This is a genomic window from Parashewanella curva (assembly GCF_003675895.1).
In the GTDB taxonomy this organism is placed as follows: Bacteria; Pseudomonadota; Gammaproteobacteria; order Enterobacterales; family Shewanellaceae; genus Parashewanella; species Parashewanella curva.
In genome coordinates this window covers 1-18,966 of the sequence record NZ_ML014758.1, presented here as the reverse complement: position 1 = coordinate 18,966, position 18,966 = coordinate 1, and the positions used below count along the sequence as shown (strand labels likewise).

Genomic DNA, 18,966 nt, shown 5'->3' with positions numbered 1-18,966 from the left:
GATGCGGTAAATCTCACAGCCAACCAGACGCAGCAATACTTAGCCCTTGCTCAATATTTCCAGTTGATCTAGGCAATATCTCGGACGCAACAGAAGAAAATCCATTGTCGATTAAATAAGAATGGTATTGCTCTAAAGCGTTGCTCATGCCTTTATCAAGCGTTGATTTCACATAAGTGCGAAGTAACACAGGCAACGAATGATTTACCAAACGCTCACCCACAACGGTATCAATCCCTAAATCAGCAATAATGGTTCGAAATAAAATACGGAGATCATGACTGGTGAAATGCTTAAAGCGGATGTTATTACTCCACTCTTGCGCTGTTCTTTCAGATACCACACCACGCTTTGACGCAAACAAATAAGCACGCTTGCCCACATGCTTAAGTTGCCAACGCTTATAAAACTTCAATAACAACTTGGCTGAATCAGTCAAAGGAATACGGTGCTCTTCAGTATTTTTAGAATTGCTCGAAGGGATCACCCAAATATCATGAGAAATATGCTCCCAACGAGTTAAACGAGTTTCATTGATTCTGGTACCAAACATAAGCATAAGCACAAACATCATTCGAACTGGCATACGTTCATTCGACAAAGTTGAAAACAGTTCAGACAAATCCGTTTCAAACAAATGCGTATCTTTAGGCTTAACCTTGACTGAATCCTTAGCCATAAAACCCGCAATAGGATCTTGCTCAATCACACGTTTCTTAGCCGCAAAAGCGAAGGCCGTTTTGAATATTTGAACCACATTCAACACATAGCTCGGTTGAAACCCCTCTTTCAGCATGGGTTCAATCAATTGCTCATCAATCAACGAGAAATTAAGATCAGATAAAACCACCTTACCCATTCGATCAGACAATTGGCTGTTAATGGCCGACTTCACATTACTGCGCCACTTATCACTGAAAGAAGAGTTATTATTCATGCGCTCCATATACCAACACAGCACATCATTCACGGTAAAGCACTGCCCCGCTACCATGGAATCACCCAACCTTTTAACCAACATCGATGGCAAATCAGCCGCCAATGTTTTCAAACACAAGCTTGGGAACTGCCCCAACTTCTCCCACTCAGTACGGCCTTTAACATTCAGTACCAAATGAACCGAAGCTTTAGAACGTTTCGCTACTGCACGCAGTCTTAATTCAGGATAACGAAGATCACGAAACTCACGCTCAGATTGCTCAGCTAACCAACGCTTAACACTGGTCGAATTCAACTTACCAACAAACACACCCGACATTAACGCACCAACCTATATTCCCAAGCATTTGACTTAGCACGCACACGACTCTGTTTGTGCATTCCTTCAAGCTCACGCCAACGAGCAGAAATAGACGCTTCACCGCTGAATAAATTAAACTCCATCTGTAACCGATGTTGAATCTCATTAAGAGTTAAAAACTTACCCTCAGATAACACCTGAATTAACGCTTGTTTAACCGTCATTTTCACAGGCTTACGCACAACACAATTTGAAACAGTCTGAACACTCATGCTCTTGCTCCTAAATTTAATTGCTTACGAATATCACTGATCTTTGAAAGGGCTTTTTTCTTCGGTGTTGGCACACTCACTTTGCTGGGTAACGCCTTGGGCAGTTCCACATCAAACTGCTCACCATTAATAAAACGCTTAACCAGCATCGAATAATTGCGGCTGAACACCTGACGAACTTCATGTTCCTTGCCGCGAGAAAACAACCAACCGCCCGTTTCTCTCACTGCCAGTAACACCAACTGATGTGACCAAGTATGTTTTTCACTTCGGTAATAATTTTTAAGCGCTTCCTGATACGCTTCGTCATCACTCGGCAAACCAGCCGCTTCCACCAAAGACAACTTGCACCACTTAGCAAACTGCAACGGTGACGGCCAAAACTGACGGTCTCCCTTATCCATTCTCGCCCGTTGCAAACCTAATTTAATTTGCTCGATGCTACTCACACCTTGAGCCGCCAACGTCTTAAGCCACTCAGCTTTATGTGTCGCAAGGGCTTCATCCTTGGGTCTGCCAACCGGAAACAACACCGTTAACTTGTCAAAAATGCTATCCACAATCGACTTATCCATTTCAGACACACTGCTTGGTGCTTTTGCATTAGGCTCTGAACCAACCACCGCTTTTGAAGCCATCAGCTCCTGCAAGCTTTGCGTTTTATTGATTCCATTCATCATGCTAACGGGTCCTCTTCATCAAACACTTTTTCAGTCCAATCAGCTGTTGGCTGAGCTTGAACCAGCCCAGAATTCACCACCCACTCAAACTTGAATGCCGACCAACCACGCTCAGCACACAAACCAATACACCAGTCAACCGTCAAACCATGCTCAGCAGCTTGATGAAATTGATTAGCCATTCGGTCAATAGCGGTTTGAGTCAACGGGGCTTTTTTCGCTTTACGCACCTCAAGCCAATCTTTCAAAATTGGATCACTAGGTGGGCAAGGCCAAGAAGAAAAATTTAACGCGCCTTTTTTTGTTTTATTTTTTTTAGATTCATTGACTGGTTCAAAAGAAACTGATTCTGGGTGAAGCTCTTTCACTAGGGGTAGTGAAGCATTTTCACTAGGGGGTGAAATAGGATCACTAGGGGGTGAAATATTTTCACTAGGTCTTTTATTAAAAGTCAGGTGAAAAATATTGGTCGAATTGCCCTTTTCACCCTTGCGATATTCACGGCGAATTAATCCATCTTCTTCCAGTTTCTTAACATGCGTCATCACACTGCGCTTTGACGTTTCGCAATGGTCAGCAATATGTTGATAAGACGGCCAGCACTCGCCATGGTCATTGGCTTGATCTGCAAGCTTCAGCAACACAAGTTTCCGTAAAGGATTACCAACATTGATTTTCATGGCTTTCACCATCAAGTCCATGCTCATAACCAGCCACCTTGTAATTGTTTGACGTAATTAAAAAAATTCACTAACATGGTTCTTGCCTCCTTTCATTGGCATTAAGCCCACTTCACTCTCCAAAGATTCAGTGGGCTTTCTTATGCCTAAAATTCACTAACAAAATTACTAATGGATTAGACATGACTACACACTCAACCAACTTGACTTACACTGCTTCAACCCCCAAGGATCTAGAACTTCGCAAACAGAATGCTGATAACTTGGCAAAACTTGCTTTGGAACTGGACCTATTTGGTGATGAACTTGCACTGAAAGAAGGTTATTTAGCGTTGTCTGGTGTTCAGGCCGTGCGCTTTTGGCTTTGCAGCACATTTCATTACACCCCTGCTCAGGTTTTTGACATGAACCTAACCCATGTAAAATTTCTATTGACTGAAGAAATGCACGGTTGGACTCCACCAATTTAATCTCGGCATCAATCTCATTTAACAGCGCTTCATTTTTCAGTAATTGCGCTGTTAACAACTTTTTCCTAATGGTCAAAGCAGTCAATTCACTATGACGATTCAAAAACTCATCGTTATCCAATAACTCTTTAAGTAGTACTGAGTTAAAAATTGATTTAGTTGGCATCCTTTTCACTCCCTAACAAAATTACTAACGTATTAGACATGACTACACTCACAGCAACCATTAAACGTATCGAACGCAATAACACACTCATCACCGCCATTAGCGAAGAAGGCGAAATTGTTAAATTCGATTTGATTTCTGGTGAAGTAGGAATAAATCATAAAATCACCGGATCCCTAGACGAGCACGGAGACCAAGAGGTAACCAACCAAACAACAAAACAAACGCTCGACGTTTATATGCAGCAATGCCTGTAAGCTTTTGCAGGCGCTTTATATCTTTGGTTAAATAAAGCTCATCCCTAAAAAACAAATGGTCGCGATTGAACAACTGCTTTGGTGATAACAATTCGTCAGCGGAATAGCTTTCTAATGGTCTTTTTGATGTAAAGCTCATCAAAATCCCAGTCAATCGAGATAATGTAAGTCGGTAATACGCAACTGGAAGTAGCGGCGGACGGTCATAACACCACTTGTCAAAAAGTATTCTGTGTTTTGGCCGTTTAATCATTTGCGTTAGCAGCTCCATAGCCTCAAAAAAAGCGCGATTAGAAAGCTGAATCTTTAATCCAAGAATCTTTCTCGGTGCATTCCAAGATTCACATTTCAAAGTCAGCGCCTCAATCAACTTTATCCGCACACGATTTGCATCAGGGTTAACCTGCTGCAAAAGAAAAGCGTCCTGCTCTAAAAGCTTTTTTAGCGCTTCAGTATCAAAAACTGAATTACTGTTTAAATCCCTATCCATCCTTTTCCTCTCCAGGTAACCGACAGCCCGCGTCATACAACAGTGCACAAATTCCCATTACAGAATGCGTTGGGCACTGCAGCCCCACTTTCGTCATTTTTAAAATATGTTCATGGCGTTGTTCACGAACGTCATCAGGCAACATCTTTTCAGCCATCGCCACAAACACTTCATGTTCTTCGGGTGTTTCGGTAGGTATCACACCCGAAGTCGCATAATCGGTATTAACGGCCATGTTTCATAAACTCCCGTTTTTTGTGATCATCACGGCAATCGGCATCACAAAAGCGCAAATCACCTTCAATCGGCTCAAAGCAGTTCAAACACTTACCTGTAGCGGGTAATAATTCGGTAGTTCGATTACTCAATTGCGCGTTCAACATCACTTCATTGATGGCGTTAGCATCATCCACTTGATCAGCCATGCGCCACCTCATCAGAAAAAAGCGGATTCAACTTTGATTTGGGAATGCCAGTGATTCTAGAAAACTCAGGAACACGCCTAGGGGGGACTTCATTTTTTTTAATCCAAACACTCACGCATTGCTGTGTCAGATTCATTTGCTTAGCAATATGCGTATAACTCAAAGTATTTGGTATCAATTTCGCCAAATTTAAACAATCACCCATACTATATAAATTCCAATTTTTTTTAGGATTCCAATTTATAATACACGAATATCTCAATTTGACAAAAAATAATTGTGATGCAACAATGAATGCTCATGGTTAACATAAAGATATGGAAGATAAAATTTTGATTGGACAGCGCATAAAGCAAGCGCGGAATAGATTAGGGTTGAGCCAAGAAGATCTTGGGAAAGAACTTGGTTTAAGCTCACAATCGATTCAATCTTGGGAAAAAGGACGATCTAGCCCGAGAGGACCGCGCTTACCTAAATTGGCTGCTGCATTACAAACTACACCACAATATCTTATTTTTGGTACTGGTCAGGACAGTAATGAAGGTTATGAAGATATTGTTGAATTCATCACTTCTGAGGGTTTTCAAGCACAAACAAGTGTTGCACTTAATAAAGCCTTAGCCGCCGCAGTTCGTATGAGGTGGATCAGCTTTGGTCGAGATGTCACGGCCAACACGATTATTGATATGTTTCAGTTGAACATATTGGAAGAATATGGTATCGATCCAGATGTTATCGAACAAAGTAATAAAAAGGTAAATTCTTAATATTTACCTTTTTTGGTTTCTATCTTGAGTTATTTCTTTTTTTAAATCTTGATAAAACAAGTCTGCCAGCATTTCAATATTCATATCTTTCCGTATCGTTAACCAGTTTAGTTCTTCAGCGTTTAATATTATTTTCTTAAATGAAGATTTTGAAAGGGCTTCAATTTCTGGTGTCGTTTTACATTGTTCAACTTGTTGGATCTCACCAAACTGCAACCAGCTTGCAGACACATTTAATGAGTTAGCTAAATCGACCAACCTATGGTTTCGTGGTGTGGTTTTTCCTGACTCCCATTGCTGAACAGACTGAAACACCACCCCCAACATTTTACCAAGCTGCTCTTGACTGTATCCAAGGGCTATTCTTGCGGTCTTTATTCTTTGTCCAATTGATTCATTCAAACTGATCTCCCTAACGTTTCCCTGTTTACCCTAGGATATAGCCATTAAATAACAGCTATATCCTAGGGTAAATCAATGGGTATGATTGAGCTAGCTTTTTATTGAATACGAAGAGATAGAGCTGACGGAAGATGTTTGCTGTTGCTCTAATCGTTTTAAATAATTCCTGATTAACTTGTCTTCTTCTTTTTGAAGTTTCACAACATCAATATTAACTTGGTTGGGATCACCCTCTCTGAGATCATAGTGCTTAAGTGCAACTCGAATAAATGCAGCACCAAACTCACAATCTAAGTTAGCCTTATTGTCTATTCGGGTGTTAACCGATTTGATTTCCTTACTGGTTGCCCTTATCGCAATAAAAAAAAGAATAACCATTCCCAACAAAAAGATAGCGTACATATAACCTCCTTATTATACCTTTGACAATTTTACCGTCTTAAAGAAACTGGATACGAGCAAAATGATGATCACCACATTCAATGCTGGGATCATGTTTTGATAAAACACACTCAACCAGTCATAACCCAGTTGACGGTCAAGTAATCGAATAACTTGAATTCCGGCTTGAAATTGTAATATTTTCATTACGTGTTCAGCCGCCAATCCGATTTGAACCTCTAATTTTTCATGCATTTTATACGTCATCCATACCGTGATCAGGCACAACGCCATAAAACCAAGGTAATAGATAGTTCGTCCAAAATCTACGTTGATGGGAGAAACATGATCAATCACAAATGGCTTATAAATCAAACCTATTGACTGAATAGAAAGAAAAGCGAGGGTGGCAATAAACCCAGACTCCAATTGTTTCCAAAAAATGATATGGAATACGGCTACAAATAAAGCCGAAAACGCAACACAATGCCCAATATAATCCAATAATTCTCTTGAGTGATAAATGTAGCTCATATTCATCCCTAATATGCTAGGCCGCTCAATAGCGGCCTAATGTATTACTTATTTTGGCGGCTCAACTCCATCGCCGTTATCTCTTTGGTTTTCTACTTGAGGTGGTTCCACACCATCCCCCGTATCCTCTTGAAGCTCAGCTTCATCACAATATGGTAGCGTTTTTTCTGAAACAGATTGTTTTTCTGACATTCTAGACTCCATTCGTCACATATAACTGATTTGCACATAATAAACGCATTCACTGTATAAATGAACAGTTATTTAGGTATCTACTCTAAAATACAGCAAAAACGTCTTTTGAATGTAAATAATACGTTTTTTTTTTAATTATTTCCAACTTTTTGTTGATATTCCATTTATTTTTTGCCATATTTAACACAACTTTTTTTTGTTAACCCTGAAAATAATTGAGAAAGGATTGGAAAATGAGCGCTAAACGGATTTATCTCAAATCAAAACAACTGGCGGAAACTCAACTATTACTCAGCATTCGCTTTGCTTGCTTAATGGCACGCCAACTTGAGCACCCAATGCAGTGCAAAAAAGTCATGGAACGCATAGCCCAGCTTAACCAATACCTACATTACACCCAGCCGAGCCAGCCTTTTTTTGACGCCTATTGTCGCAAAGCTGGAATGCTCGGCACTGAATTCGTCTTGGGCGTTTGCCCTACCCATAACAAAGTGGCGGTGTGCAAACTGTCACAACTGAGTCAGCAACAACAGCACACACTCACGCAGTAAGGAGTCTGTTATGAACTTAGCCTTTGCCTTAATGGCACAATTTGGAAAACCCGTGGTTCGTCTTGAAGAGATTTGTGACGAATACCTTGGCATGAGCAAAGCCGTAGCCACGCAACACGCCAAAGCCGGAACCTTAAGTATCCCCGTTTATCGTGCCACCGACAGCAACAAAGCCCCGTGGTTGGTCAATCTTTCTGACTTAGCCCAATGCTTTGAGCAAAAACGAGACGAAGCCGCCAGTGACATGGTGGCCTAGGATGGCGGCATGAATTACTTAACCCCAGGACTGGAATCACAGCCGCGCATGCTGTTGCTGCTGGAGCTTACCAAAATCGAAGAGCCGGTAAAAAGCGCGGTCATCGACCACTACAGCAAAGGGTTTGATGACAAAATCACCTGCTTAAAACACAACATCCAAGAGCCAGCGCTATCCAGAGCCAAAAAACGCTTGGAACAGGTCGCCAGTAAAGTAGAAGCCATTAAGGAACACGATTGGCAAAACCTTAACACTTAACTGTTAAGACAAGGAGCACGATATGGACTATCACTTAACCTTTCGAGAGCCACACCCCACCCATCCAGAGTTGATGGTTGACCGCTACAAACGCCAACAGGCAGAAAGTGCCGAGCAAGCTTTTAAACAACAATTCCCAGATGTTGAGTATGAGCGCTTACCCGTGGGCGCGGTGTCGTATTCGTCCAAAGCCGTGTGTGTCGATGCCCACCCAATTGAACGCCATACTTTTTTGATCAAGGACTGACCATGACCGCCTATGCTCAATCACTCATTCGCTATGTGATGGCCAACAGCGACAAAAGCCGCGCTCAAGCCATCACCTATTTGAACACCTTTTGTCATCCCAGCTGGAGAACGCGAGATGAATAAAGCCGAACTCAAACACCGCCACCCAGAAGCCACGGCCAAAGAGCTGAGCGTGCTGTGGGTGTACCTCAATAACAACAACATTCAAGACACCCGACGCGAAGTCAAAATGAGTTATCCCAAGGTATCGGCCATCTTGCACAAATACGGGGCGATCCGCAGTCAAGCCCAAGCAAGGCAACTGGGGCATAACAATCGAGGTAAGGCCATGAGCGAACTCGACAAAGCCATTGCCAGTGAAGCTCGATATGGTTTTTTAGTACATGGTTTTATGGATAAATGGCTCAAAACCAAAGCCTTACCCACTTCGGCCTAGTGCCACCGCTCTTTAACAATGTGGTTTTTACTGGAAGCGCAGTTTCCGTGGAATGCTTAATTTTAGAACGCCCGTTCACCAATAATTAAGCATTCAACTCTTACTATGTCGGTTTATTCGCTTTTGAAAGGAATATGCTTACATGGCCTTACCCGCTTTTGTGGAATCAAAAGACATTCGCTGGATCATCAAAGTAATTCAGAAGATAAATCAATTCTCTGAGCGTGATACCTGCTTGATCACCTTCTTCTTTGCTTCAGCCCTTACAACACTTGAGATAAACCGCATTCAGATAAAAGACGTTCTGTATAAAAATGGTGAAGTAAGAAAGAAGTTTGAAGTTAAAGGCGAAATGTCACGAACTGCGTATATCACCAAGCGTATGAAGCCAGCCCTTAAAACTTACCTTGATTGGAGAGCTAAACATAAACTCTGTCTTGGCAACAATCCTGATCAATACCTTGGCTTAGACCCTGACGAATGCGTATTTCTCACTAAAGATGCTCACCCGTTCTCAATCGTTCACAAGAAAACCTTACAAGGTAATGATACTTATAGCTGTGATGCTTTGAATCGCCATATTAAGAAATTGCTAAAAGATGGCGGTATCGAGGAACCAAGTATATTAAGTGGGCGCAGAACTTACGCTATTAACTTGCAGAGAAAAGGTTTTGATGTATCTCATATTCACGCAATGCTAGGCAATAAGACTGTTGAAACAACGCAAAAATTGCTCTCTACCGATCCTATTAATATGGCATGGATTGCTGAACAAGCTTTCTAATATTTTTACTAATTATTCTCTAATAAATTAGAAATGCCGTTGACACAACTAATATATTAGATTAATATTAGTACCAAGTTAACAACAACAAGGAAAAAGATGGAGAAAGACGAGTTAGACAATAGGAAAACGGAGTTGGAAATCAAAAAACTTGAACAGGAAATTGAAATCCAACGCCGAGGCGAGGCAAGAGAATACATCAAGTTAGGATTGCAAGCTCTTGGAATACTCGCAGCACTAATCATAGCATGGACTAAGTTACCCCTCTAGGGGTAACTTCTTCAACAAAGAGAGGCCAGAATGGAATTACGATTTAAAGACTATAGACCCGCTTTGATTGCGGTTGGTGCAGGTTTGCTAGGTGCATTAGCTCTGTATTGGGTATTCGGCTAATGAGTGATGTGCAAATCATAAAGCATGGCGGTGCTCCCGCCTTTGCTGTTGTGCCTTATGAGCTTTGGTTATCTATGACTCAAAGCCAAGCCAGTCACGCAGATATACCGCAAGCGATTATCGAATTAAAGCACAAACATAATTGCAGCTTAATTTCAGCGTGGCGACGTTCTAAGCGCATTTCTCAAGTTAAATTAGCTGAGGCTGTGGGTGTTACTCAGTCAGCCATTGCACAGGCTGAGAAAGTGGGAAATCAACCGCAAGCGGGTACATTAGAAAAGATTGCTGAGGCGTTAGGCGTAACGGTTGATCAACTCAAAGAGTAGCAATTGTTACTCTTTTTCTTTTAACACCTTAGCCGCTTTTTCATTAGCGGCTTGGCGCATAAATTCACTAGCTGAACAGCCGCTTGCTTTAGCGGCTTTTTTCCACGCTTCTTTCTCAGATTCTAAACATCTGACTTCTTGTTTTTTACTCAACTTGACCTCCTGATGTGGTCGGCCAACGGGATTCTTTTCTTTGCTCATTTAGATATTTTCTGTCATGACAAAAAATAAGTCAAATTGATTGCATTTTGAACTTAGTTAAATATAATTATTGTCATGACAATAATTATTTAGAAACGGAAAATTTTTAAGGAAATCAAAATGATTAAAGGTTTAAAAGAAATAGCTGCAATGGCTACGGCTTTAGTGCTCAGCCGCAAAGGTGATGTTGCTACTGAAGACGGCGATTTTGCTACCGTGGGTACAGATGAAATCATTCACTTAGACATCACAATTGCTAAAGCATTCGATTTAGACAGTGATGATGTTAACGACAGTGATGTTCCCAAAATAATGACTATTCTCAGCAGCCTCGGCAATGAGCAAGTTTTAATGTCTCGTGACAATCCAGCAGGGTTCAAGCTTGAAGAACTCACAAGAAAGCTACGTTATGAAATTGAGGAGAAGACTAGAAATATCTCTAATGACGAACGAATACAAGCTAAAACGGTTGTGAACAACAATTCACAAATAATTGGTTTACTACACCAGATTGAAGCGATTCAACGTCAATCCTTTGTTTTGATGGAGCAGATTGCACCCGATGAAGGCGCATTGGGTAAGCCTAGAATTGGTAAATAATTTTAATTTTGGTTCCCTCATTGGTGAGGGTGCCAAATCGTAACGGAAAATTGCTGAAACTTCAAAGGAGTAAAAATGCACTGTAAACATGGCTTAATTTTATATGGCGCTTACTGCATCAAATGCAAACGTAGCTTTGAGTCAGATGGCGTTGTTTGCTCTGAAGGTCAATTAAAAGTCGGTGACAAGATTAAGGTAATCGGTAAAAGCACCAGTGATGATCAGGTAAACACGGTTAAAGAAGTTTTAGAAGTAGATGGCCGTGAAGAAATTGTCATCAACAAAACTCGGAACTACTACTTCATAACTCAAATGCTGATTACTGGTCAGTCTTGGGCGAAGCAAGTTCAAGTTATTAACGATGAACCGGAAAATCGCCACATATTAAGGAGATAACAATGGCTAAAGAAATAGTATTCGAAAAAGGAAAGAATCCGCAAGGTTTTACGAACTTGCTGATTAATGGCTCTGTGTTTGCAACAACTGGTGATGAAGAGTTGGTTGATGCAATCATCAAGCTGAAAGAAGAGCGTGATTATTTTAAAAATCATTGCGCTGAATTAGCCGATGATTTTATTCCAAAAGGTTGATTTTGCTTGTGCCATTCATCGAGTGGCATTTACAAAATTAATTAACTCGGAAAATTTTGATATGAAAGCAACACTTTGTATGGGAATGGTCAACATTGATTCAGATAAAATTGCTTACGCAAATATCAAAGATATGTATAAACATGGCAACGGTTCAGGCTTACAACTAGATAGATATGTTACTGACGAGCAAAGAGACAAAATACATTCTCTTTGTTGTTCAATTGCTGAAAAGATGTATGAACTTGAAGCCGAATTAAACAACCAATAACTAACGGAAAATTTTTGATATGGCTAGTTATTTTTACTGCGCTGAAGCAAGAGATTCAGAAGCGATATATAGCGGAGTTATTGACGTTGATAATTTAGGTGACGAAGGTTTAACTAGCGACATTTACACAATTGTCAGAGACAAGATAATTGAAAGCGCTGTAAAAGCAGGTTTAGAAAAACGTGCTTTTTCTAATAAGGATTCGTGGGTTATCACGTGTTTTAACAAAGTTTAATTAACGGAAAATAGCCAACTATCCGGAATTTCCGGATAGTTAACACATAAAGTCCGGAGCTCCACATATAAGGAAAAATCAATAATGTCAGGGCAATATTTTTTATTCGGTGACATCGAGACAGGCGGCTTAAACGGTCGCTTGGATAATGGTCGGCTAGGTATGGAGTATTATCCTATTTTTGAGCTGGCTTTCATTGTAACCGATGAGCATCTTAATCAAATTGGCTTACCTCTTGTTATTCCAATTCAGCAAACAAACAATCAAATTAATAAATCTGACCAGTGGGCAATCACCACACACACTCAAAGTGGTTTGCTTGATAAGGTTCGTAATTCAACGACTACGTTACATTCAGCAGAAAAGGAAGTGATCGAGTATTTAAAATCACTCGGCATTAAACCCTACGATAGAAAAACTCGCACTGGTGCCGTGTTCGCTGGTAACTCTATCATGTTTGATAGAAGTTTTATTATGTGCCAAATGCCAGAGCTGCATAATTACTTACACTATCGTCAGTTAGATATATCAGCCTTGGCAGTAGCGGCCAGAGCGTTTAACCCTGAGTTAGAGAAAAGAGCTATTGCTCATAAAACCTATTCACATGAAGCCTTGCCAGATATTCAAGAGTCCATTGATGAGCTAAGACTGTATAAACGCTATTTGGCACCTGAAACCCACTTTGAAAAGATGTTTTGGGATCAACGTGACACGGCTAACGAACTCAAGCGCAAAGTGATGATGCTTGAAGAAGAAAATCTGATATTGAGAAAGCAGCTAAAACAATCCACGGAAAATTTAAGAGGCTCAGAATGACTATTGAAGCGCCAGCTCTAATAGAGCTACAAACAAAAATCCATCAACAAAACAAAGATATGGGATGGTGGGACAACCCTCGCCCTTTCCATACCTTTGTGTGCCTTTTTCATTCTGAGCTGTCAGAAGCAATGGAAGGTGATCGCAAGAACTTAATGGATGACCACTTACCAGAATATGAAATGTTTTGGGTAGAGGTGGCTGATTTTGCTATCCGTTGTCTTGATTGGTTAGGTAGCAAAAATTATGAGAAATATGATTTTTATATTTTTGAGCGCCTAAGTTCAAAAATCGAATTTCTTTCTCAAATGCACTATCAAGTTTCAACAGCTTTGAATTTATCAAAAGACCCTTACTTCCACGACAAAGAAAATCTACCTAAATCGATTGCTTATGCTGTCTCCGCTTGCTTTGACTTTGCCAATGTTCACCAGTTCGACTTGCTCAAAGTCATAAATGAAAAAGTCGCTTACAACGCTCAAAGAGCTGATCATAAGCGTGAGAATCGTGCCGCTGAAAACGGCAAAAAATATTAACCAATAACTAACCGGAAAATAGCGGGTACTGACACTGTATGTTAACCAGCTCCACATTTAACACCTGAGCTTAACGCATAAGCTCCACATATAAGGAAATCAAATGAAAGACCAACACAAGCATATCAAAGGTTATCGTGACCTGTCAGAAGATGAAATTAACTTGATGAATCGAATTAAAGAGCATCAAGAAGAAACCAGAAAGATTGTTGAAATCTTGAAAAGCATGAGAACGGAGCAACAAAAGACTCCTTCTTCTGAAGATGTGGCTTTATCAGCTGAGCAACTGAGCGAATCTCAACGCTGTTTGGCTCTGGCAAAAACCAACTTGCAGCAAGGCGGTATGTGGTTAGTTCGTGCAGTAGCGCTGCCAGATTCATTCTAATAATGTTTGTTTGTGGCTCTCGCTGAGAGTCATTTGCAAAGATTATTAACATGGAAATGGCTGATGAAAATCAAACTAAATAGAAAGCTAGGCAAAACTAAAGCAAAAATATTTGCCTTAACCAGCTTGAGCATTAAAAACATGACGTGGTTGTTTTTGGGTTTACTGGTAGGCACTCAACTAATGATGGCCGGAGTTGAATTATTGGTATGGGGAGAAACCTTTCAGCATTGGGGAGATTCGATTTCCTTTATCGTAATAGCTTCAGCTTATTTCTATTACAGCAACGCCTTGGGTGAGTTCTTGCTTGATTTACATCTAAATGCAGAAGTTGAATATTAAGAGGTTTTGATGAAAGAACTACGGGAGCAATTAGTAAAAATCATTGGTGAGACTGAACTCAATGGTGGTAATAGTGAAATCGTTAAGCTCTCAAAGACGGTTAACTACCTCGCCATGCAATTTGATATGTTAGCGCGTGATTTGGATAGAGCTGAAGATGACACCAGTGGCACAGAGAACGCCACCAAGATTTTGAATCATGCCGCTGAGATGTTAAGCGAAAAACAATCCACGGAAACGTAGAAAGGACGGATATGAGTTTTTTTAAAGGTAAAAAAAAGCACTGGATCATCGTATTACATAAATACCATGTGGGATCTAAAGATTTTAAGGATGAGTTGTTGATGGATGCGACTGAAAATGAAGCAAAGGGGTACGCCTTAATTAAAGCCCAAGAATGGCAAGGAACAGGAGTTCATACGGTATCAGGGTTTGCCGTTGAGTTACCCGATGTGGTTCAAGTCGTACATCAACCACAACTAAACAGCCCCTCAACATAACGTTGCAGGGGCTTTTTTATTGCCGGGATAATTGAATTAAATTATTGATTTCTGCCTGGTAAATTTTGACTTCACTATCCGCTTTCTGTATTACGGCATTCATTTCACTGGCAATGCCATCATCACGCACCGCCCCCGCTAAGTTATTTCTCGAATAACGTTGAGAGACTTTTAACGATAATAATTTGCGGTCCCTGTCTTTAAACACCGCTTTGATTTTTCGCTTTAGCTCATCAATACGGCGCTCTGTATTTTCATTCGACACATATTTAGCAACGGCTTGTTTCTGTTGCTGCAGTTTACTGGTGGGCGTATGCGCCACATTCTGAACCGTCACGGTGATCGGTTTTTCATCCACTGAACACGGCTTATCGGTATAGGTCTTTACGCCATCAATATCACACAAATAAACTTCTGAATAACAAGGCACAGATAAAAGACAAGCCGTTAAAATTAAAATCCTTTTCATTGGACAACCCTCCTCTTTTGATTCTACTATATGATCATATTATCAAATCGGTTTCAATACCAAAAAACAACGGGTACCCAATAGGAACCCAATAGAAATAAATAATGTCATTTATCAGTATGTTACAAAACAACATAACCCACACTCAATTCAAGACATTATTGATAGCGAACAAGAACATTAATTGTTTTTCAAATGTTGAGAGGGTGACGATGAAGCACGTAAAGCATGAAGCGCAACTCCTAAAAAAAGCATTAGAAGTCGGCGAAGGCTACGCCGCCAAACGAGGTTTTAAGCCTTTAGATTCCTGTATTTCAGACAAATATAAAGTGGAATGTATTTATCGCCTGCTGGTAGAAGATAAACTCATCCAAGCCCTAGCCAAAGACAAAGAAGACGGCCCAAATATGAAGCACAAACTCGTACTTTGGATCAAACGCCAACTTCCAGACGATCACCCCTTGTTAAATTAAAACCTTAAGGGCATGAACCTTCGAGTTTGATTCATGCCCCTTCTTGAACTCTCGAATATCTAGACCTAACAAATTTGACCCCTACCAAAAGAACATAACACTACCAATTAAAATATCATCACCATATTTATATCAATAATCACACAAATAACAGCATTTATCGCCACAACATACAAAAAGAATATATTATTCCAAAAACATATATAAATTATTCAATGTTCTTTAAAGGCTGATATCACTACAACTACACAATAAAGCCTTAAATTGCATACAAAATACAAACCTATCGAAAACAACTAAAAATATTTTAAATTCAAAAACATAAACACCAACCAACCCAAAAACCTCAAATTTAACAAATATTTTACAAATGCTGTTTTTGCTCGTAATTTGCTCAAGTTTTTTAGTTTTACATCTAATTCATAAAAACAATAATTCCAAAACTAGGACTACAACAATGAAAAACATTAGCAAGAAACCGTTGGTAACAGGGTTATCAACACTCGCGATGCTTATATCTACAAATATTTTCGCAAATGGGGAGTTTTCTAAAGAAGTCGAACAGTGGCAAAAGTCACCTTTGCCTAAGCGTTATATTGTTAAATTCAACACTTCAAATACATTAAGTAATGATCAACAGGATGATTCGTTTAATGAATCATTTTTAACCGCTGCTGAGCGCTTTAGTCATAAACGAGTGATGAACAGTGTTCAAGCTAATGATATGCGTCAAATAGGGCAAACTCGTAGTTACACTGCCAAACTTAATGCTGCTGCTATTCGTGAATTAGAAAGCAACCCAAATGTGGCCTTTGTTGAAGAAGATGTACCACGTCGATTATTATCAGAATTTACACCTTGGGGTCAGGCTGCTGTTGGTGCGACACAATTAAGTGATGGTGAAACAGGCAACCGTACCATCTGTATTATCGATTCAGGTTATGACAATGACCACGAAGATCTCAGTGGCAATAACGTAGAAGGAACTAATGATTCAGGTACAGGAAACTGGTTTGATCCCGGTGCTAACAATGCCCATGGCACTCACGTTGCTGGTACCATAGCAGCGATAAATAATGACACAGGCGTTGTTGGTGTGATGCCTAACCAAAATGTTAATATTCATGTCATAAAAGTATTCAATTCAGGTGGTTGGGGCTATTCATCTGACTTAGTCAGCGCCGTGAACACTTGTGTTAGCAACAACGCCAATATTGTTACCATGAGCCTAGGTGGTCCGAGTGCAAGCACAACTGAACGAAACGCCCTAGCTTCTATATCAAATAATGGCGTGTTATTAATTGCGGCAGCAGGTAACGCTGGCAATAACACACATAGTTACCCTGCTTCATACGACTCCGTCATGTCAGTAGCTGCAGTTGATAGTAATAAACAGCATGCGGCATTTTCACAGTTTACCAATCAAGTTGAAATTTCTGGCCCGGGTGAAGCTATTTTATCAACCGTAACCATGGGTGAAGGCCGCCTTGCAGACATCACCATAGGCACCGAATCCTACTATGAAAATGGCGTTGTGCCTCATAACCGCCTAATTCGCTCTGGTACTGGTCATGCTGCGTCTGGGATTAATGGTTCAGTAACAGGTGAGCTTGCTGAGTGTTCTGTTTCTGGTACTTCATTTAACTGTGGCAGCATGACAAATAAAGTGTGTTTGGTTGAACGTGTTGGTAATCAAAGCAGTGGTAACTACCCAGATATTAATGCCGTAAAAGCCTGTGAGGATGCTGGAGCAGCTGCAACCATCGTATACAGTAATACTGCGTTGCCCGGCTTACAAAACCCATTCCTACTTGATTCAGATGCCGTATTAAATAATGTTTCTGTATCTGTGGATAGAGCAACAGGTCTTACACTAAAAGGTAAAACAGGCCAAACCGTTACCGTTAAAAACACCAATAACGAAAACTACGCCTATTACAATGGTACTTCCATGGCTACGCCACACGTATCAGGTGTTGCAGCTTTGGTTTGGAGCTACCACCCTCAGTGTACAGCAGAACAAATCCGTAATGCCTTAAAAGCAACGGCTGAGGATTTGGATGTTTCAGGACGTGATGACAAAACGGGTTTTGGTTTAGTTAACGCTGCGGCTGCTAAAGCATATCTTGATAATTCATGCACAGGAACTACACCACCAACTGGTGGTAATGAGCTTGAAAACGGAGTCGCTAAAACAAATCTATCAGGTGCATCAAATGAAGAGCTAAGATACACCATGAATGTTCCTGCTGGCGCTACTGACTTAAGCTTTGCGATGAGTGGTGGTTCTGGTGATGCCGACTTATATGTCCGCTTTGGCAATGAGCCAACAACTGGAACTTTTGATTGTCGACCGTATAGAAATGGCAACACGGAAACGTGTTCAATTTCAAATGTTCAAGCTGGGACTTATCATGTCATGGTAAGAGGTTACACTAACTTCTCTGGCGTGAGTTTAGTTGGTCGATACACAGAGCAAAGTGGCGGCACACCTTCAACTTATACTAACACGACAGACTATGCGATCCCTGATAACAACGCAGGTGGTGTTGAAAGCCCAATCGCAGTAAGTCGTAGCGGTGATTCAGGTACCGTTTCAGTTACAGTGGATATCACTCACACCTATATTGGTGATTTACAGGTGGAATTACACGCTCCTAACGGAACTGTAAGAGTATTACATGATAATACCGGTGGAAGTGCAAATGACATCCAACAAACCTACTCTGTGAATATGTCAGGCGTTGAATCTTCTGGAACGTGGAAGTTAAAGGTTGTTGATAGTGCTCGTAGAGATACAGGCACAATCAGAGGATGGCAACTGAGCTTCCAATAAGCCTATTTAACCTCAGCTCTGTATAACGAAATCAATAACATAATGATTTACAATACAAACCTTAAATTTTTATCTACAGTGCTGCTAATTTTGTGTAGTTCAAGGCAGAACTGTTCGTAATAGCCAGCCAATTACGGGCTGTTCTAACACAGAAATGCGCATAAGTAGCTGTGCTTTAGAGGTTGGCTTATGCAGAGATGAGGTTATTTATATTCTCCCTGTCCAACCAACGTAAAGGACTATCGTCAGATAGTCCTTTTTTCTGGAAAAAAGGAAAATATATACAAAACATTAATCAAAAAACTTAAAATTTCCGTAACTATTCAGCCTGCTGAACAAAAATATCTGGCAAATGCCCACTGAACAACAAGTTCAGCGCTGTTGAAGCTGTTATATTTTGCTTTCTGCAACTCGAAACGTAACTGCGTATGGCACAGAAGTTTTCAGCACCTTCTATGCTCCTAAAGCAACCTGATATTTTCTGATGAACTTTGGTCATC

General features: G+C 40.4%; 37 protein-coding genes and 1 pseudogene. 23 read left to right on the top strand and 15 right to left on the bottom strand.

Annotation, left to right across the window (positions count from 1 at the left end; genetic code table 11):
• Window positions 1-13 precede the first annotated feature (13 nt).
• The 8 genes from D5018_RS03855 to D5018_RS03820 all read right to left on the bottom strand — a co-directional run bounded on the left by D5018_RS03855 (window position 14) and on the right by D5018_RS03820 (window position 4,680).
• Complete coding sequence (locus D5018_RS03855; RefSeq protein WP_121837675.1) at window positions 14-1,258, bottom strand: tyrosine-type recombinase/integrase; 1,245 nt, start codon at window positions 1,256-1,258, stop codon at window positions 14-16.
• A complete protein-coding gene (locus D5018_RS03850) occupies window positions 1,258-1,512 on the bottom strand; it encodes a hypothetical protein (RefSeq protein ID WP_121837674.1) in 255 nt (84 codons plus the stop codon). The genes D5018_RS03855 and D5018_RS03850 overlap by 1 nt, the downstream gene beginning before the upstream one ends.
• A complete protein-coding gene (locus D5018_RS03845; RefSeq protein ID WP_121837673.1) occupies window positions 1,509-2,192 on the bottom strand; it encodes a replication protein P in 684 nt (227 codons plus the stop codon). Before D5018_RS03845 ends, D5018_RS03850 begins: the two co-directional genes overlap by 4 nt.
• Window positions 2,189-2,899, bottom strand: a complete 711-nt coding sequence (locus D5018_RS03840) for a helix-turn-helix domain-containing protein (protein ID WP_121837672.1) — start codon at window positions 2,897-2,899, stop codon at window positions 2,189-2,191. Before D5018_RS03840 ends, D5018_RS03845 begins: the two co-directional genes overlap by 4 nt.
• A gap of 159 nt (window positions 2,900-3,058) precedes the next feature.
• Window positions 3,059-3,508, bottom strand: coding sequence for a hypothetical protein (locus D5018_RS03835; protein WP_121837671.1), 450 nt, complete (start codon window positions 3,506-3,508; stop codon window positions 3,059-3,061).
• Between the two features lie 165 nt (window positions 3,509-3,673).
• Window positions 3,674-4,255 (bottom strand): hypothetical protein, encoded by a 582-nt coding sequence (locus tag D5018_RS03830; RefSeq protein WP_121837669.1) that lies wholly within the window; start codon window positions 4,253-4,255, stop codon window positions 3,674-3,676.
• Complete coding sequence (locus D5018_RS03825; protein WP_121837667.1) at window positions 4,248-4,490, bottom strand: hypothetical protein; 243 nt, start codon at window positions 4,488-4,490, stop codon at window positions 4,248-4,250. The genes D5018_RS03830 and D5018_RS03825 overlap by 8 nt, the downstream gene beginning before the upstream one ends.
• Window positions 4,480-4,680, bottom strand: a complete 201-nt coding sequence (locus D5018_RS03820) for a hypothetical protein (RefSeq protein WP_121837666.1) — start codon at window positions 4,678-4,680, stop codon at window positions 4,480-4,482. The genes D5018_RS03825 and D5018_RS03820 overlap by 11 nt, the downstream gene beginning before the upstream one ends.
• A 317-nt stretch (window positions 4,681-4,997) precedes the next feature.
• On the opposite strand from D5018_RS03820, the gene D5018_RS03810 reads away from it, so the two are divergent.
• The gene (locus D5018_RS03810) at window positions 4,998-5,447 is read left to right on the top strand and encodes a helix-turn-helix domain-containing protein (protein WP_121837663.1); all 450 of its coding nucleotides are present in this window, start codon (window positions 4,998-5,000) and stop codon (window positions 5,445-5,447) included.
• Window positions 5,448-5,450: 3 nt separating this feature from the next.
• Here D5018_RS03810 and D5018_RS03805 read toward each other — a convergent pair whose 3' ends face one another.
• The 4 genes from D5018_RS03805 to D5018_RS21620 form a co-directional block, all read right to left on the bottom strand.
• Complete coding sequence (locus D5018_RS03805) at window positions 5,451-5,849, bottom strand: helix-turn-helix domain-containing protein (protein WP_165904991.1); 399 nt, start codon at window positions 5,847-5,849, stop codon at window positions 5,451-5,453.
• Between the two features lie 90 nt (window positions 5,850-5,939).
• Window positions 5,940-6,251 (bottom strand): hypothetical protein, encoded by a 312-nt coding sequence (locus D5018_RS03800; RefSeq protein WP_121837661.1) that lies wholly within the window; start codon window positions 6,249-6,251, stop codon window positions 5,940-5,942.
• Window positions 6,252-6,263: 12 nt separating this feature from the next.
• Window positions 6,264-6,764: a hypothetical protein gene (locus D5018_RS03795; protein WP_121837660.1), complete on the bottom strand. Its 501-nt coding sequence runs from the start codon at window positions 6,762-6,764 to the stop codon at window positions 6,264-6,266.
• A 48-nt stretch (window positions 6,765-6,812) separates the two neighbouring features.
• On the bottom strand, window positions 6,813-6,956 hold the full coding sequence (locus tag D5018_RS21620) for a hypothetical protein (protein ID WP_165904990.1): 144 nt from the start codon (window positions 6,954-6,956) through the stop codon (window positions 6,813-6,815).
• Window positions 6,957-7,192: 236 nt separating this feature from the next.
• On the opposite strand from D5018_RS21620, the gene D5018_RS03790 reads away from it, so the two are divergent.
• From D5018_RS03790 to D5018_RS03760, 9 genes are all read left to right on the top strand, one after another.
• Window positions 7,193-7,510, top strand: a complete 318-nt coding sequence (locus tag D5018_RS03790; protein WP_121837659.1) for a hypothetical protein — start codon at window positions 7,193-7,195, stop codon at window positions 7,508-7,510.
• A gap of 10 nt (window positions 7,511-7,520) precedes the next feature.
• On the top strand, window positions 7,521-7,766 hold the full coding sequence (locus D5018_RS03785) for a pyocin activator PrtN family protein (RefSeq protein WP_121837658.1): 246 nt from the start codon (window positions 7,521-7,523) through the stop codon (window positions 7,764-7,766).
• Window positions 7,767-7,775: 9 nt separating this feature from the next.
• Entirely contained in the window at window positions 7,776-8,024 is a 249-nt protein-coding gene (locus D5018_RS03780) for a hypothetical protein (protein ID WP_121837657.1), read from the top strand.
• Window positions 8,025-8,046: 22 nt separating this feature from the next.
• The gene (locus D5018_RS03775; RefSeq protein ID WP_121837656.1) at window positions 8,047-8,271 is read left to right on the top strand and encodes a hypothetical protein; all 225 of its coding nucleotides are present in this window, start codon (window positions 8,047-8,049) and stop codon (window positions 8,269-8,271) included.
• Between the two features lie 2 nt (window positions 8,272-8,273).
• Window positions 8,274-8,396, top strand: a complete 123-nt coding sequence (locus tag D5018_RS22230) for a hypothetical protein (protein WP_279386875.1) — start codon at window positions 8,274-8,276, stop codon at window positions 8,394-8,396.
• Window positions 8,389-8,709: a hypothetical protein gene (locus D5018_RS03770; protein ID WP_121837655.1), complete on the top strand. Its 321-nt coding sequence runs from the start codon at window positions 8,389-8,391 to the stop codon at window positions 8,707-8,709. The genes D5018_RS22230 and D5018_RS03770 overlap by 8 nt, the downstream gene beginning before the upstream one ends.
• A gap of 142 nt (window positions 8,710-8,851) precedes the next feature.
• Complete coding sequence (locus tag D5018_RS03765) at window positions 8,852-9,493, top strand: site-specific integrase (protein WP_121837654.1); 642 nt, start codon at window positions 8,852-8,854, stop codon at window positions 9,491-9,493.
• Window positions 9,494-9,592: 99 nt separating this feature from the next.
• Window positions 9,593-9,763, top strand: a complete 171-nt coding sequence (locus D5018_RS21615) for a hypothetical protein (protein ID WP_165904989.1) — start codon at window positions 9,593-9,595, stop codon at window positions 9,761-9,763.
• A 122-nt stretch (window positions 9,764-9,885) separates the two neighbouring features.
• On the top strand, window positions 9,886-10,212 hold the full coding sequence (locus tag D5018_RS03760; protein ID WP_121837653.1) for a helix-turn-helix domain-containing protein: 327 nt from the start codon (window positions 9,886-9,888) through the stop codon (window positions 10,210-10,212).
• 6 nt (window positions 10,213-10,218) lie between these two features.
• On the opposite strand, the gene D5018_RS03755 is transcribed toward D5018_RS03760, so the two are convergent.
• Complete coding sequence (locus D5018_RS03755) at window positions 10,219-10,365, bottom strand: plasmid mobilization protein (protein WP_207819211.1); 147 nt, start codon at window positions 10,363-10,365, stop codon at window positions 10,219-10,221.
• Window positions 10,366-10,533: 168 nt separating this feature from the next.
• Between D5018_RS03755 and D5018_RS21610 the strand changes: the two genes are divergently transcribed.
• From D5018_RS21610 to D5018_RS03700, 11 genes are all read left to right on the top strand, one after another.
• Window positions 10,534-11,013, top strand: a complete 480-nt coding sequence (locus D5018_RS21610) for a hypothetical protein (RefSeq protein WP_165904988.1) — start codon at window positions 10,534-10,536, stop codon at window positions 11,011-11,013.
• A 75-nt stretch (window positions 11,014-11,088) separates the two neighbouring features.
• Window positions 11,089-11,409 carry an SH3 domain-containing protein gene (locus D5018_RS03745; RefSeq protein ID WP_121837651.1) on the top strand — a complete coding sequence of 107 codons (321 nt, stop codon included), beginning with the start codon at window positions 11,089-11,091 and terminating at the stop codon, window positions 11,407-11,409.
• Between the two features lie 2 nt (window positions 11,410-11,411).
• Window positions 11,412-11,603 (top strand): hypothetical protein, encoded by a 192-nt coding sequence (locus tag D5018_RS03740; protein WP_121837650.1) that lies wholly within the window; start codon window positions 11,412-11,414, stop codon window positions 11,601-11,603.
• Between the two features lie 61 nt (window positions 11,604-11,664).
• On the top strand, window positions 11,665-11,874 hold the full coding sequence (locus tag D5018_RS03735) for a hypothetical protein (RefSeq protein WP_133309229.1): 210 nt from the start codon (window positions 11,665-11,667) through the stop codon (window positions 11,872-11,874).
• A gap of 19 nt (window positions 11,875-11,893) precedes the next feature.
• The gene (locus D5018_RS03730; RefSeq protein ID WP_121837648.1) at window positions 11,894-12,109 is read left to right on the top strand and encodes a hypothetical protein; all 216 of its coding nucleotides are present in this window, start codon (window positions 11,894-11,896) and stop codon (window positions 12,107-12,109) included.
• Window positions 12,110-12,193: 84 nt separating this feature from the next.
• Window positions 12,194-12,925, top strand: coding sequence for an oligoribonuclease (gene orn, locus D5018_RS03725; protein WP_121837647.1), 732 nt, complete (start codon window positions 12,194-12,196; stop codon window positions 12,923-12,925).
• Window positions 12,922-13,461, top strand: a complete 540-nt coding sequence (locus D5018_RS03720) for a nucleoside triphosphate pyrophosphohydrolase family protein (RefSeq protein WP_121837646.1) — start codon at window positions 12,922-12,924, stop codon at window positions 13,459-13,461. Before orn ends, D5018_RS03720 begins: the two co-directional genes overlap by 4 nt.
• A 103-nt stretch (window positions 13,462-13,564) precedes the next feature.
• Complete coding sequence (locus D5018_RS03715; protein WP_121837645.1) at window positions 13,565-13,846, top strand: Acb2/Tad1 domain-containing protein; 282 nt, start codon at window positions 13,565-13,567, stop codon at window positions 13,844-13,846.
• 63 nt (window positions 13,847-13,909) lie between these two features.
• Complete coding sequence (locus D5018_RS03710) at window positions 13,910-14,188, top strand: hypothetical protein (RefSeq protein WP_121837644.1); 279 nt, start codon at window positions 13,910-13,912, stop codon at window positions 14,186-14,188.
• Between the two features lie 9 nt (window positions 14,189-14,197).
• On the top strand, window positions 14,198-14,431 hold the full coding sequence (locus D5018_RS03705) for a hypothetical protein (protein ID WP_121837643.1): 234 nt from the start codon (window positions 14,198-14,200) through the stop codon (window positions 14,429-14,431).
• Window positions 14,432-14,442: 11 nt separating this feature from the next.
• Window positions 14,443-14,688, top strand: a complete 246-nt coding sequence (locus D5018_RS03700) for a hypothetical protein (RefSeq protein WP_121837642.1) — start codon at window positions 14,443-14,445, stop codon at window positions 14,686-14,688.
• Window positions 14,689-14,704: 16 nt separating this feature from the next.
• Here D5018_RS03700 and D5018_RS03695 read toward each other — a convergent pair whose 3' ends face one another.
• Window positions 14,705-15,157 carry a DUF4124 domain-containing protein gene (locus D5018_RS03695; RefSeq protein WP_121837641.1) on the bottom strand — a complete coding sequence of 151 codons (453 nt, stop codon included), beginning with the start codon at window positions 15,155-15,157 and terminating at the stop codon, window positions 14,705-14,707.
• Window positions 15,158-15,369: 212 nt separating this feature from the next.
• Here D5018_RS03695 and D5018_RS03690 point away from each other — a divergent pair, with 212 nt between their 5' ends.
• Entirely contained in the window at window positions 15,370-15,630 is a 261-nt protein-coding gene (locus D5018_RS03690; protein ID WP_121837763.1) for a DUF5062 family protein, read from the top strand.
• A 457-nt stretch (window positions 15,631-16,087) separates the two neighbouring features.
• Window positions 16,088-18,466: a S8 family serine peptidase gene (locus D5018_RS03685; protein ID WP_121837640.1), complete on the top strand. Its 2,379-nt coding sequence runs from the start codon at window positions 16,088-16,090 to the stop codon at window positions 18,464-18,466.
• Between the two features lie 319 nt (window positions 18,467-18,785).
• On the opposite strand, the pseudogene D5018_RS21955 reads toward D5018_RS03685, so the two are convergent.
• A pseudogene (locus tag D5018_RS21955) lies at window positions 18,786-18,966 on the bottom strand (IS66 family transposase); the annotation flags it as partial.